Annotated in this window: 12 protein-coding genes; 6 read left to right on the plus strand and 6 right to left on the minus strand. The window is 56.8% G+C overall.

All coding sequences use genetic code 11. The features are described from left to right. Positions 1 to 70: 70 nt before the first annotated feature. Positions 71 to 889, minus strand: a complete 819-nt coding sequence (locus IP581_RS06920) for a pyridoxal phosphatase (RefSeq protein WP_086871642.1) — start codon at positions 887 to 889, stop codon at positions 71 to 73. Positions 890 to 1,045: 156 nt separating this feature from the next. Between IP581_RS06920 and pgl the strand changes: the two genes are divergently transcribed. Further along, on the plus strand, positions 1,046 to 2,041 hold the full coding sequence (gene pgl, locus IP581_RS06925) for a 6-phosphogluconolactonase (protein WP_193822111.1): 996 nt from the start codon (positions 1,046 to 1,048) through the stop codon (positions 2,039 to 2,041). A gap of 61 nt (positions 2,042 to 2,102) precedes the next feature. Here the strand turns inward: pgl and IP581_RS06930 are convergent, their stop codons facing one another. The 3 genes from IP581_RS06930 to bioA all read right to left on the minus strand — a co-directional run bounded on the left by IP581_RS06930 (position 2,103) and on the right by bioA (position 5,310). Beyond that, the gene (locus IP581_RS06930) at positions 2,103 to 3,386 is read right to left on the minus strand and encodes a putative acyl-CoA thioester hydrolase (protein WP_193822112.1); all 1,284 of its coding nucleotides are present in this window, start codon (positions 3,384 to 3,386) and stop codon (positions 2,103 to 2,105) included. Between the two features lie 114 nt (positions 3,387 to 3,500). Continuing rightward, complete coding sequence (locus IP581_RS06935; RefSeq protein ID WP_017455978.1) at positions 3,501 to 3,977, minus strand: kinase inhibitor; 477 nt, start codon at positions 3,975 to 3,977, stop codon at positions 3,501 to 3,503. A 46-nt stretch (positions 3,978 to 4,023) separates the two neighbouring features. Further along, complete coding sequence (gene bioA, locus IP581_RS06940; protein ID WP_193822113.1) at positions 4,024 to 5,310, minus strand: adenosylmethionine--8-amino-7-oxononanoate transaminase; 1,287 nt, start codon at positions 5,308 to 5,310, stop codon at positions 4,024 to 4,026. Between the two features lie 86 nt (positions 5,311 to 5,396). Between bioA and bioB the strand changes: the two genes are divergently transcribed. From bioB to bioD, 4 genes are read left to right on the plus strand one after another with little or no spacing between them, the layout of a single operon-like run. Then, positions 5,397 to 6,437 carry a biotin synthase BioB gene (gene bioB / locus IP581_RS06945; RefSeq protein ID WP_086871649.1) on the plus strand — a complete coding sequence of 347 codons (1,041 nt, stop codon included), beginning with the start codon at positions 5,397 to 5,399 and terminating at the stop codon, positions 6,435 to 6,437. Then, on the plus strand, positions 6,434 to 7,588 hold the full coding sequence (bioF, locus tag IP581_RS06950) for an 8-amino-7-oxononanoate synthase (RefSeq protein WP_193822114.1): 1,155 nt from the start codon (positions 6,434 to 6,436) through the stop codon (positions 7,586 to 7,588). The genes bioB and bioF overlap by 4 nt, the downstream gene beginning before the upstream one ends. Next, positions 7,575 to 8,324 carry a malonyl-ACP O-methyltransferase BioC gene (gene bioC / locus IP581_RS06955; protein WP_193822115.1) on the plus strand — a complete coding sequence of 250 codons (750 nt, stop codon included), beginning with the start codon at positions 7,575 to 7,577 and terminating at the stop codon, positions 8,322 to 8,324. Before bioF ends, bioC begins: the two co-directional genes overlap by 14 nt. After that, a complete protein-coding gene (gene bioD / locus IP581_RS06960) occupies positions 8,317 to 9,039 on the plus strand; it encodes a dethiobiotin synthase (RefSeq protein WP_086871655.1) in 723 nt (240 codons plus the stop codon). Before bioC ends, bioD begins: the two co-directional genes overlap by 8 nt. On the opposite strand, the gene IP581_RS06965 is transcribed toward bioD, so the two are convergent. Continuing rightward, a complete protein-coding gene (locus IP581_RS06965; RefSeq protein ID WP_086871657.1) occupies positions 8,981 to 9,703 on the minus strand; it encodes an ABC transporter ATP-binding protein in 723 nt (240 codons plus the stop codon). The two genes, bioD and IP581_RS06965, sit on opposite strands and share 59 nt — an antisense overlap. 751 nt (positions 9,704 to 10,454) lie before the next feature. Here IP581_RS06965 and uvrB point away from each other — a divergent pair. Next, the gene (uvrB, locus tag IP581_RS06970; RefSeq protein WP_086871659.1) at positions 10,455 to 12,476 is read left to right on the plus strand and encodes an excinuclease ABC subunit UvrB; all 2,022 of its coding nucleotides are present in this window, start codon (positions 10,455 to 10,457) and stop codon (positions 12,474 to 12,476) included. Positions 12,477 to 12,689: 213 nt separating this feature from the next. On the opposite strand, the gene pmrB is transcribed toward uvrB, so the two are convergent. After that, a complete protein-coding gene (gene pmrB, locus IP581_RS06975) occupies positions 12,690 to 13,775 on the minus strand; it encodes a two-component system sensor histidine kinase PmrB (protein WP_193822116.1) in 1,086 nt (361 codons plus the stop codon). Between the last annotated feature and the right edge of the window lie 3 nt (positions 13,776 to 13,778).

Below are 13,778 nucleotides of genomic sequence, written 5' to 3' on the forward strand. Positions count from 1 at the left end.
TCATCCCACGCCCGGTATTCGCCCCTGCGTCAGGGGCGTCATCTTTGCATCGGTGAACCTGAGCCGCCGTTTACAGCAGTTCTTTGTAGATAAATTGCGCAATGCTGTCGACGGTGTTGTCGCCAATCACTACATTCGCATGAGCTTTTACCGCATCGTCGGCATTGCCCATCGCCACGCCGACACCGGCGGCTTCCAGCATGCTGATATCGTTATAGTTATCACCAAATGCCACCACGTCTTTCATCGATAGCCCCTGTGACGCCACCCATTCGCGCAGACGTTTGCCTTTGCTATTGCCCGCGCGGGCAATATCGACCTGATCATGCCAGGACCATTCGCACTCCAGCCCCAGGGTTTGCTCCACGTGGTGGGCAAAATTTTTCAGTTTCTGCGTGTCGGTATCGGTGAGCGCGAATTTCCAGATAGCCTCCACTTCCTGCGCCGCCGTGCGCAGGGAAGCCACTTGCCGGAAGACCGGGCGCTGCTCTGGCGGCAACTGTTGCGCCCAGGTGTTGGTGCGTTCAACATGGCCGGTTGGCTTTTCATACAGCATGGCGTTGTCGACGTACATCAGACCGTGAACCGCGTGCTCATCAAGCAGTGTGATCAACTGCTGGGCCTGTAAAACCGGCAGCGGATCGGCGCTTAACACTTTTTTTGCATGATAATCATACAAATAAGTGCCATTACAACAAATTGCAGGTGTATCCAGCGCCAGTGCCTGATAAAAAGGGTGGATGGCAACATGATGCCGACCTGTCACGATAATGAGTTGATGTCCGGCGGCTTTTGCGCGAGCCAGCGCTTCAAGGGATGAGGGCAGAAGCGTTTTTTTCGGGGTCAGTAGCGTACCGTCTAAATCCAGTGCAATCACGCGCGAAGTCATATCATATTCCGTGGTCGATGTTGAAATTGAAATGTCCGGGGATGGTACACCGGGTCACCGGCTGCGCAAAATCTCCGGGTAAAATTCAGCATCAACCAACAAAAGCAGCTATCCTGGTTACTTAATGCAAAGAAGAATTAGAGGAAAGGAGCGTTCATGAAACAAACCGTTTATACCGCCAGCCCGGAAAGTCAGCAGATCCACGTCTGGCGCCTGAACTCTGAAGGTAGCCTGACGCTTGTCCAGGTGGTGGATGTGCCCGGCCAGGTGCAGCCGATGGTCGTCAGCCCGGATAAACGTTACCTCTATGTCGGGGTTCGCCCTGAGTTTCGCGTTATCGCGTATCGCATTGCGCCGGATGATGGTGCCCTGACTTTCGCCGCGGAATCTCCGCTGCCGGGCAGCCCGACGCATATTTCGACCGATCGCAGCGGGCGCTTCCTGTTCAGCGCGTCCTACAACGCGGGCAGTGTGAGTGTCGTCCGTCTGGAAGATGGCCTGCCGACCGGGATTGTTGATGTGGTGGAAGGGCTGGAAGGGTGCCACTCAGCGAATATCTCCCCTGACAACCGTACGTTGTGGACACCGGCACTGAAACAGGATCGCATCTGCCTGTTTACCCTGGCCGATGACGGTCACCTGACGGCGCAGGAGCCCGCGGAAGTCACCACTGTCGAGGGTGCCGGCCCGCGTCATATGGCGTTTCATCCGAACCAGCGTTTCGCCTACTGCGTCAATGAACTCAACAGTTCGGTGGATGTCTGGCAGCTCAGCGACGCGCACGGCAACATTGAGTGTGTGCAGACGCTGGATATGATGCCTGCTGATTTCAGCGACACGCGCTGGGCGGCGGATATTCATATCACGCCGGATGGTCGCCATCTTTATACCTGCGATCGCACCGCCAGCATTATCACCGTGTTCAGCGTTTCGGAAGATGGTAGCGTACTGGCTATCGAAGGCTTCCAGCCAACAGAAACGCAGCCGCGCGGCTTCAATATTGATAATCGCGGCCAATACCTGATTGCCGCCGGGCAGAAATCGCACCACATTGCGGTGTACGAGATTAGTGGCGAGCAAGGGTTGCTGACCGAAAAAGCCCGCTATGCCGTAGGCCAGGGGCCAATGTGGGTCGTGGTTAACGCCTTCTGATGCTGCATTTCGCGTATAAAAAAACCTCGCCACGGCGAGGTTTTTTATTATCAGGATCGGCTCAATTTTTCGGCATCGCCACAACCTGGCTGCCCACGCCGCGGTTGTTGAACTCCCACATGCGGTTGAACTGCTGGTTGTTCAGCTCGCGCTGCACGTTACCTTTATCGTCGACGGTTCCGGTGTTACCGGCGTAAGCACGACCGGAAACGGCGGCATCGGCCCACGGTTTCGCTACATTAAAGCCTTCGTTGATCACGCTATCGCGGATCACCACCTGGCCGTTGGTGTTGCCATCAACATCCAGTGAACGGCCGAGCTGCGCAACCCCGTTACCGGCGGCGTTAAAGCGGCTGTTCACGGCAAGGAAACCGTAATACAGATTAGACAGGGTGGCGGGTGCGAACACATAACCTTCCTGCTGGGTGCGCGAGTTCACTACGCGGAAGTCGGAGTTATCAAACACCACCGCGCCGCGACCAGCCACGATATCGACATCACCTTCAAGGTAGCTGTTGGTTACCAGCGTACGGGTCTGACGATCGGTACGCAGGGTGTTATCCACGCCGCTGTTGGTGACAAAGAAGGTGTTCTGGCGGCCCAGAATATTAACGTTGTTGATCTGCACTTTATCGCCATCGCTGCGCAGTGCCACCGCCTGGTGGTTGCCCGCGTCAACGCTGTCACCCAGCGTATTTTCGATGGTCAGGTTTTGCAGTTGCAGGCCGTTATTCTGTGACCAGAAGACCGCAGAACACATTACGCCGACAGTTGCAGTGCGTTTGCTCTGGCAGTTATCGAACATATACCACGCCGGTTTGCCCGGCATATATTTGCCCGACGGATTGACCAGACGGCGCCAGCTGTTCGGGTCCATTTCGGCATCGATAGCCTGTTTGATTTTCACATCCAGCGCTTTCTCGCCGGTACCGTAAATAGTCACGCTGCCGGAGGCGGCAGGTACATACACCGTGCCTTCATATTCGCCCGGCATCACCGCGATGTACTGACGATCGCTGGCGTGTTTGTTGATTGCCGCATCAACCGCAGCCTGAATGGTGGTGTGCGTCACACCCGGCGTGCCAGCAGGGCCAACCACGAAATTCGCTTTTTCCGGCAGGCGGATGGCGACCGGTTTCCATGCCGCGTTATCCGGCGTCATGGCGGTAAAATAGCGGTCCGCTACAAAGTTTTTCGCTTCACCTGCGCTGAGGATCGGGCGCGCGGCGGTGCCAGGCGCTTTCTGTTCAGACGGACGTTCCGCTGGCGGGGTTGAGCTACAGGCGGTCAGTGTCACGCCAAAAGCGAGCGCCAGCGCCAGACGGGAAACCGATGATGTGTTCAAGGGGAGCTCCAGACTATGTAAAAGTTGAAAGAGGACTTCAAAGCCTGCTTTTTTATACTAAGTTGAGCGAAACGGGAAGCCGATTTGTACAATCGGCTGTAAATCCCGTGAATTTCAGCTAAAAAGGGCGGTGATCGAGGCGCTGGAAAGCGCATGGAAGTGGACATTAAAACCGACCATCGCGCCGCTGGCGTTTTCGTCGACCTCAATGCGCTCTACGTCCAGAGCATGTACGGTAAAAATATAACGATGGGTTTCACCTTTTGGCGGTGCCGCGCCGCCGTAACCGGCTTTGCCGAAATCGGTGCGTGTCTGCACCGCGCCATCCGGCAATGCCGCCAGACCGGAACCCGCGCCTTGCGGCAGAACGCGCGTATCGGCGGGAAGGTTCGCTACCACCCAGTGCCACCAGCCGGAGCCCGTTGGCGCATCCGGGTCGTAGCAGGTCACGACAAAACTCTTGGTGCCGGCAGGCACTTCATCCCACGCCAGATGCGGGGAGATATTGTCGCCATCGTAGCCCATACCGTTGAACACCTGGCGATGCGGCAGCTTTTCGCCGTCGCGTAAATCATGGCTGACCAACTTCATATGCACTCCTTCTGCTTTTCATGCGTGCCGGGAAGTGTAGCCGATCTCAGGCAAAAAGATCACCGCGCAGCACGGCGGCATTGACGGCACGGGTCAAACGGGAGAGCTGCTCCGGGGTGATGATATAGGGCGGCATCAGGTAGATCAGCCGGCCAAACGGACGCACCCATACACCTTGTTCAACAAAGAAACGTTGCAGCACCGCCATATTGACTGGCGAGCGGGTTTCCACCACGCCGATGGCCCCCAGTACGCGCACGTCGGCAACATTGGCCGCTTCGCGCGCGGGCATCAGCTCCGCTTTTAGCTGCCTCTCGATAGCCGCTACCTGCGTTTGCCACGCGCCGCTTTGTAAAATCCCGAGGCTGGCGTGAGCTGCCGCGCAGGCCAGCGGATTACCCATAAATGTTGGCCCGTGCATAAAGCAACCCGCTTCGCCGTTGCTGATGGTGTCGGCCACATTGCGCGTGGTGAGCGTTGCCGAAAGCGTCATGGTGCCGCCGGTCAGCGCTTTGCCAAGGCACAGAATGTCCGGGGCGATCCCTGCATGTTCACAGGCAAACAGCTTGCCGGTGCGGCCAAAGCCAGTGGCGATTTCATCGGCAATCAGCAAAATGCCTTCCCGGTCGCACATCCTACGGATGCGCCTCAGCCATTCCGGATGATAGAGGCGCATGCCGCCCGCGCCCTGCACGACTGGCTCTACAATCACCGCCGCAATCTCATGGCGATGCGCCGCCATCAGGCGCGCGAAAGCCACCATGTCGTGCTCGTCCCATTCGCCGTCAAAACGGCTTTGCGGCGCGGGGGCAAACAAGTTTTCCGGCAAATAGCCTTTCCACAGGCTGTGCATGGAGTTATCCGGATCGCAGACCGACATCGCGCCAAACGTGTCGCCGTGATAACCGTTACGGAAGGTAAGAAAACGCTGTCGCGGCTCGCCTTTCGCCTGCCAGTACTGCAGCGCCATCTTCATTGCCACTTCTACAGCCACGGAACCGGAGTCGGCCAGAAATACGCACTCCAGCGGCTCTGGCGTCATTGTCACCAGTTTGCGGCACAAATCGACTGCCGGTTGATGGGTAATGCCGCCAAACATCACATGGGATACCGCGTCGATTTGCGCTTTCATCGCCGCGTTAATCGCCGGGTGCCCGTAGCCGTGGATTGCCGCCCACCAGGAGGACATGCCGTCAACCAGATGTTCGCCGCTGCTGAGTATCAGCTCGCAACCCTGTGCGGACTGTACCGGGTAAACCGGCAGCGGGGAGGTCATGGAGGTGTAAGGGTGCCAGATATGTCGCGTGTCAAAGGCGAGATCGTCCAGGGTCATAATCGACTTGTAAACCAAATTAAAAAGTTTTAGGTTTACGAGTCTACACCGAATAACGATTTAACAACACCCTTTGGAGACGCCCGATGGCTCACCACGCACGCTGGACAATGTCGCAAGTCACTGCGCTGTTTGAAAAACCCCTCCTGGAACTGCTGTTTGAAGCGCAGCAGGTACACCGTCAACATTTTGATCCCCGCCAGGTTCAGGTCAGTACCTTGCTGTCGATTAAAACCGGTGCCTGCCCGGAAGATTGCAAATACTGCCCGCAGAGCGCGCGGTATAAAACCGGGCTGGAGTCCGAACGGTTAATGGAAGTTGAACAGGTGCTGGAATCCGCTCGCCAGGCGAAACGCGCCGGATCGACGCGTTTTTGCATGGGCGCGGCGTGGAAAAATCCGCACGATCGCGACATGCCGTACCTCGAAAAAATGGTTGAAGGGGTGAAAGCGATGGGGCTGGAAGCCTGCATGACGCTGGGCACGCTCAATGAAAACCAGGCGCAGCGGCTGGCTTCCGCCGGGCTGGATTACTACAACCACAATCTTGACACCTCGCCGGAGTTTTACGGCAATATCATCACCACGCGTACTTACCAGGAGCGCCTCGACACGCTCGATAAAGTGCGCGACGCGGGCATCAAAGTTTGCTCCGGCGGCATTGTTGGTCTTGGCGAAACGGTCAACGATCGTGCCGGTCTGTTATTGCAACTGGCGAACCTGCCGACACCGCCGGAAAGCGTGCCGATCAATATGCTGGTCAAAGTAAAAGGCACGCCGCTGGCGGATAACGAGGATGTCGACGCCTTTGACTTTATCCGCACCATCGCGGTTGCGCGCATCATGATGCCGACCTCGCATGTGCGTCTTTCTGCCGGACGCGAGCAGATGAACGAGCAGACTCAGGCAATGTGTTTTATGGCCGGGGCGAACTCCATTTTCTACGGCTGCAAACTGCTTACCACGCCGAACCCGGAAGAGGATAAAGACCTGCAACTGTTCCGTAAGCTCGGCCTGAACCCGCAGCAGACGGCAGTTCTGAACGGCGACAACGAGCAACAGCAGCAGCTTGAGCAACAGTTATTGCACGCCGATACCGACCAGTATTACAACGCGGCAGCCGTATGAGCTGGCAACAGCGTATTGATGCCGCACTCGATGAGCGCCGCGCGGCGGATGCGCTGCGCACGAGGCGTGCTGTCTCGCAGGGGGCGGGGCGCTGGCTTACGCTTGGCGATCAGCGCTTTTGCAACTTCTCCAGTAATGATTACCTCGGTTTAAGCCAACATCCCGCCGTGATCCGCGCCTGGCAACAGGGCGCGGAGCGTTATGGCGTGGGCAGCGGCGGTTCCGGGCATGTGAGTGGTTACACCACAGCGCACCGGGAACTGGAGGAAGAACTGGCCGACTGGCTCGGTTACTCGCGCGCGTTGCTGTTTATCTCCGGCTTTGCCGCTAATCAGGCGGTGATTGCTGCGCTGACGGGGAAGGATGACCGGATTGTCGCCGACAAATTAAGCCACGCCTCACTGCTGGAAGCCGCCAGCCACAGCCCGGCGCAGCTGCGGCGTTTCGCGCATAACGATGTCGGGCAATTGACTATGCTGCTGGCAAAACCACTTACCGGACAGCAACTGGTGGTGACCGAGGGCGTATTCAGCATGGATGGCGACAGCGCACCGCTGGCGACCATTGCTGATGCCACGCGGGAAGCGCAGGCCTGGTTGATGGTGGATGATGCACACGGTATTGGCGTGGTGGGCGAACAGGGGCGCGGCAGTTGTCACCTGCAGGGCATCAAACCGCAAGTACTGGTGGTGACCTTCGGCAAAGGTTTTGGTGTCAGCGGTGCGGCGGTGTTGTGCAGCGACACGGTAGCGGATTATCTGCTGCAATTTGCCCGCCATCTGATTTACAGCACCTCGATGCCGCCGGCGCAGGCCGTGGCGCTGGGCGCGGCATTGCAGGTTATTCGTAGTGACGATGGTCATGCGCGGCGTGAAAAACTGGCGGCGCTGATTACCCATTTTCGCACTAGCGTGGCACACGCATCCGTCACGATGACGGATTCCACCAGCGCAATCCAGCCGCTGATCGTGGGGGAAAATAGCCGGGCATTGCGGTTGGCTGAACGCTTGCGTCAGCGCGGCTGTTGGGTGACTGCGATTCGCCCGCCCACCGTGCCGCTAGGCACGGCGCGTTTGCGCCTGACGCTGACGGCAGAGCACCTGTTCGACGATATCGATCGCTTGCTGGAGGCCTTGCATGACGGTGAATAAACAGGCGGTGGCTGCTGCTTTTGGCCGCGCGGCGCACAGTTACGCGCAACACGACGAATTACAGCGCCGGAGCGCCGATCTGCTTTTAGCGCAGTTGGGCGCTATTACGCCTGCTCAGGTGCTGGACGCCGGTTGCGGGCCCGGCGCGATGAGCCGCTACTGGCGCGGGCAGGGCGTCGACGTAACGGCGTTGGATCTTTCGGCAAATATGCTTGATGAAGCGCGCCGCCAGCACAGCGCGCAGCGCTACGTGAGGGGGGATATTGAAGCCATGCCGCTGGCGGATGCGCAATTTTCGCTGGTCTGGAGCAACCTGGCGGTGCAGTGGTGTGATGATTTGCGCCAGGCTGTCGGGGAGTTGTATCGCGTGACCCGACCCGGCGGTTGTGTCGCGTTTACCACGCTGGCAGCCGCATCACTGCCGGAGCTAAACCAGGCCTGGCGCGAGATTGACGATCATCCGCACGCCAACCGTTTCTTAACCTTGCCAGCCATCAAACAGGCTTTGCACGGCTGGCGTCTGCGTAGTGGCGTCGAGACCATAACCTTGCACTTTGACGATGCGACCGCCGCGCTGCGTTCGCTAAAAGGTATTGGCGCAACACATTTACACGCGGGCAGGCAGCAGGGGCTGACACGCGGCAAACTGCAACGTTTGCAGCTGGCCTGGCCGCAGCAGCAGTGCAAATGCCCGCTGACATACCATCTTTTTTGGGGAGTGATCGTCCGTGATTGAACGCTATTTTGTGACCGGTACGGATACGGAAGTCGGGAAAACGGTCGCCAGTTGTGCGCTGCTGCAAGCGGCGAACCTGCGTGGTTTACGCAGCGCGGGTTATAAACCGGTGGCCTCCGGGAGTGAGATGACCGCAGAGGGGCTGCGCAACAGCGATGCACTGGCGCTGCAACACCACAGCAGCCTGCCGATGGCCTATAAAACCGTCAATCCGTATACCTTTGCGGAGCCAACTTCACCGCATATTGTCAGTGCCGATGTAGGGGAGCCCATTGATGCGCAGGTGATGTCCGCCGGGCTGCGCGCGCTGGAAACACAGGCGCAGTGGCTATTGGTGGAAGGGGCGGGGGGCTGGTTTACACCGCTTTCAGAGACACTCACTTTCGCCGATTGGGTGGTACAGGAGCAGTTGCCGGTGATTCTGGTTGTTGGCGTAAAACTTGGCTGTATCAACCATGCCATGTTAACCGCGCAGGCGGTGCGCCAGGCGGGATTACGGCTGGCAGGCTGGATTGCTAACGATGTCGTGCAGCCGGGCAGGCGACACACTGAGTATCTGGCGACGCTTCGGCGCGTGATGCAGGCTCCGCTGATTGGCGAAATTCCCTGGTTTGCCCACGCACCGGAAAAAGAAAAAACGGGTCATTATCTTGATCTCAGTGTCCTGACTCCGGCGTCATCCACTTTGAGAGCAGCGGATCATCAAGCTGTTTAACCTCGCCCTGCGCGACATTGCGCCCGCGATGCAGCAGGCAGAAACGATCGGCGACCCGGCGAATAAATGACAGGTGCTGTTCAGCCAGCAGAATGGTCATGCCAAACTCCTGGTTGAGCCGCACGATCAAATTGCCCAGTTTATGAATAAAGGCCTGCCCCAGACCGCGCGTTGGCTCATCAAGGATCAACAACCGTGGGTGCGTAACCAGCGCCCGCGCCATCGCTAACTGTTGCTGGTTATCCTCTGACAACTCCGCGCCACGTACCTGGCGTAACTCATACAGTTCGGGGAACAAATCGTAAATATCCCGCCGCACTGCGCTGCCCGGCTCCCTGCCGGCGCGCATCGCGACATGCAGATTTTCCTCAATGGTAAGTTGCGAAAAAATCCGCCTGTCCTGCGGCACATAGCTGATGCCGATGGCGCTGCGGTGTTCGGCTTGCAGAGAGAGCAAGTCGCACGGCGGTGCGCCCGCGTCCTGCCAAATCATGCTGCCGCTTTCAATGGGTAAATAGCCAGTGATGCAATTCACCAGTGTCGTCTTGCCCATGCCTGGCAACCCAATAACTGATGTGCAGACCCCGGGGGATAAATCGAGGTCGACATTCCACAATGTATGCTGATTACCGTAATACTGGTTTACTGCCCGTAAGCTCAACATTGTCCGCTCCTTGTTCGGATCTGATGACTTTGATGATTCTGCAAAAGGCTTGCCAGAACATAAAAAAGGCTTTTTTTTCGGATGCCGCTGAGAAAAGTGGCTTTTAAAACGTGAGGAGGGAAGAAGCCAGGTAAAAATTCTGCACTTTGCCAGTGCTTGCAGTGTTGAGTTGTGGTGCAGCAATAGCAGGATCTGTGAGAACGATCTCATGCGGATCCTGCGTTTCGTTTGCCGATAATTATCAAAAAGAAATGATAAAAAATTTTTAGCGGCACTCGCCTGGGACAAAATGGGATTTGGCGGGAAGGCGAGGTATCCGGCCTGGCGGCAGTTATCCACTATTCCTGTGGATAACCTTGTGTATTAGAGTTAGAAAACATGCGGCAAGCGAGAAGGGACGCGGGTTTCGCCTGAATTGGTGTTAAACACGTCTTTTTGTAATTATTTTTAATAATCAAAAGGTTATATAAAAGCAATGCCTGTAAGAAAAGTGTCACTCGCTGCCACAAAACTTTCAAAGGCTCGCTTGACAAATGTTAAAAGAGGAAAAATTTTGGGGATAACCTGAAAGGGTTAGTGTTTTATCTTGTCCGCGCTGAAATTTGACGGGAGAAGCGGCGCCCTAACGGGGAGTAGAACAAATTGCCTGTTTCGCTACTGTTTTTTCATCCAGTGTTATTTATTGGCAAAAGTGAACAGGGTGAGTAAAATGTGTTACCTGCCCGCTCATTCCTTCATCAGGTAGCCGTTCATGAGTAAACCGTTCAAACTGAATTCCGCTTTTCGTCCCTCCGGCGATCAGCCTGAAGCTATCCGCCGCCTCAAGGAAGGTCTGGAAGACGGCCTGGCGCACCAGACGTTACTCGGAGTGACGGGGTCAGGGAAGACATTCACCGTCGCCAATGTGATTGCCGATCTGCAGCGCCCGACAATGGTGCTGGCACCGAATAAAACGCTGGCCGCGCAGCTGTACGGTGAAATGAAAGAGTTCTTCCCGGAGAACGCGGTCGAGTATTTCGTCTCTTACTACGACTACTACCAGCCGGAAGCGTATGTGCCAAGTTCTGACACCTTTATCGAAAAAGATGCCTCGGTGAACGAACATATTGAGCAGATGCGTCTGTCAGCGACGAAGGCGCTGCTGGAGCGTCGCGATGTGATTGTGGTGGCTTCTGTATCTGCCATCTATGGTCTGGGCGATCCGGATCTCTATCTGAAAATGATGCTGCACCTGACTAAGGGCATGATCATCGATCAACGCGCGATCCTGCGCCGCCTGGCGGAGCTGCAATATACCCGTAACGATCAGGCGTTCCAGCGCGGCACGTTCCGCGTGCGCGGCGAAGTTATCGATGTGTTCCCGGCGGAATCTGACGATCTGGCGCTGCGTATCGAATTATTCGATGAAGAGGTTGAGCGTCTGTCGCTGTTCGATCCGCTGACCGGCCATATTGAGTCGGGCATTCAGCGCTTCACAATCTACCCGAAAACGCACTATGTGACGCCGCGCGAGCGGATCGTGCAGGCGATGGAAGAGATCAAAGTTGAGCTGGCCGAACGCCGTAAGTCGCTGCTGGAAAATAATAAACTGCTGGAAGAGCAGCGGCTCAGCCAGCGTACGCAGTTCGACCTCGAGATGATGAACGAGCTGGGCTACTGCTCGGGGATTGAAAACTACTCGCGCTATCTTTCCGGGCGCGGGCCGGGCGAGCCGCCGCCGACGCTGTTCGACTACCTGCCCGCCGATGGTCTGCTGGTAATCGACGAATCACACGTGACTATTCCGCAGATCGGCGGGATGTATCGTGGTGACCGCGCGCGTAAAGAGACGCTGGTGGAGTATGGTTTCCGCCTGCCGTCGGCGCTGGATAACCGACCGTTAAAGTTTGAAGAGTTTGAAGCGCTGGCACCGCAGTCGATTTATGTTTCGGCGACACCGGGCAATTACGAGCTGGAGAAATCGGGCAGCGAAGTGATTGATCAGGTGGTGCGCCCGACCGGCCTGCTCGATCCGGTAATTGAAGTGCGCCCGGTGGCGACACAGGTGGACGATTTGCTCTCTGAAATTCGCCAGCGTGCCGCCATTAACGAACGTGTGCTGGTGACGACGCTGACCAAACGCATGGCGGAAGATCTCACGGAATATCTGGAAGAGCACGGCGAACGGGTACGTTATCTGCACTCGGATATCGACACGGTTGAACGTATGGAGATTATCCGCGATTTGCGCCTTGGCGAGTTCGATGTGCTGGTCGGCATCAACTTGCTGCGTGAGGGGCTGGATATGCCGGAAGTCTCGCTGGTGGCGATTCTGGATGCCGACAAAGAGGGCTTCCTGCGTTCTGAGCGCTCACTCATCCAGACGATTGGCCGCGCCGCGCGTAACATCAACGGTAAAGCGATTCTGTATGGTGACAAAATCACGCCGTCGATGGCGAAAGCGATTGGTGAAACCGAGCGTCGTCGTGAAAAACAGCAGCGCTATAACGAAGAGCACGGCATTACCCCGCAGGGTCTGAATAAGAAAGTGGTGGATATTCTGGCGCTTGGCGAAGGGCTGGCGAAGACGCGTGCGAAAGGGCGTGGTAAAACACGCACACCTGCGCAGGTGGAAGCGGCTGAACTGGCGTTAACGCCGAAAGCGCTGCAGCAGAAAATCCACGAGCTGGAAGGCCAGATGATGCAGCATGCGCAGAACCTGGAGTTCGAAGAGGCGGCGAAAGTACGCGACCAACTGCACCAGTTGCGCGAGCTGTTTATTGCCGCATCCTGAAATCAGCGTGGTGACGTGACAGCACAAAATAACAAAAAAGAGAGCCTGTCGGGGCTCTCTTAATGTTGGCTTAACGTACGCCTGACACACTGCCCACCGGTATTCTGGAGGGCAATCTGATGCAACAATTTAAGGTTCGTGAGTGTTTCGCTGTCGCTTTCGCGCTGGCGCTAGTGATTGGTTTTGCCCGTCTGTGGGTGCTGACCTACTGATTTATGCCTGGCGGGCGTCCGGGAGGAATTTTACCCACGCCCGCACGCCAGATTGCGTCAGCCGGTTGTGCAAAAAGAACTGCGCGTCATGCAGTTGCGCGATACGTGACACAATGCTTAATCCCAGACCCGCGCCGCCATAGCGGCTGTCCATACGCACGAAGGCTTTACTAAGCTCTCCGCTGCGGCTTTCATCAATGCCCGGCCCTTCATCTTCCACCGCCAGTACCGGTGCGGCGGCGTTTTCGATCCGCACGGTAATGGTCGATCCTGCCGGGCTATAGCGGTGGGCGTTTTCCACCAGGTTTCTCACCAGCAGCCGCAGCAGCGTGGCGTCACCGGCGACCGCAATATCCCTTTCTGGCTCTGCAATTTCCAGCGTCTGTTCGCGCGCGGTCAGCATCTGTTCCAGTTCACTGCGAATGGGTTGCACCACATCCTGCAGCAGCATCACCTGCTGGTAACTACCGGCGGAGAATGACTGCCCGACGCGCGCCAGCAGCAACAACTGGGCAATGTTTTCCGTCATTTGCTCGAGGCGCTGTACCAGTGGGTCGACGTTAATACCGCTGGTTTTTGCCATTAATTCCAGATGCAGACGTAACCCGGCCAGCGGCGTGCGCAGCTCATGGGCAACGTCGGCGGTAAACAACCGTTCTCTGTCGAGGGTTAGCGTCAGGCGGGAGACCAGCTCGTTAATCGATGAGGTGACGGCTTCTACTTCGCTGACGCTATTGTTCAGCGTGATGGGTTGCAGGTTGTTCGGCGTGCGTTTATTCAACTCATCCTGCAACTCAAGCAGGGGGCGGGTAATGGTTTTCACCGCCTGCATACAGAGCAGCAACGCCAGCCCGATAATCAGCAGGCTTGGCACCAGCAGGCTGGCCACCGCTTCGCGGACTTCATGCTCAATATGTTTGCGATTGTTGTGGTTATGAATCGCTGCCTGCACCAGCAACTGGATTTGCTCTTCGCTTTCATGCCACAGCCAGAACACGCTGACCAACTGGCAAAACACCAGAATGCCACCGATGGTGAGTAACAAACGGCGGCGCATGCTCCAGCGCCTGAAATTGAAGAGCGCCATCAA

This window comes from Kosakonia pseudosacchari (genome assembly GCF_015167415.1).
GTDB lineage: Bacteria > Pseudomonadota > Gammaproteobacteria > Enterobacterales > Enterobacteriaceae > Kosakonia > Kosakonia pseudosacchari.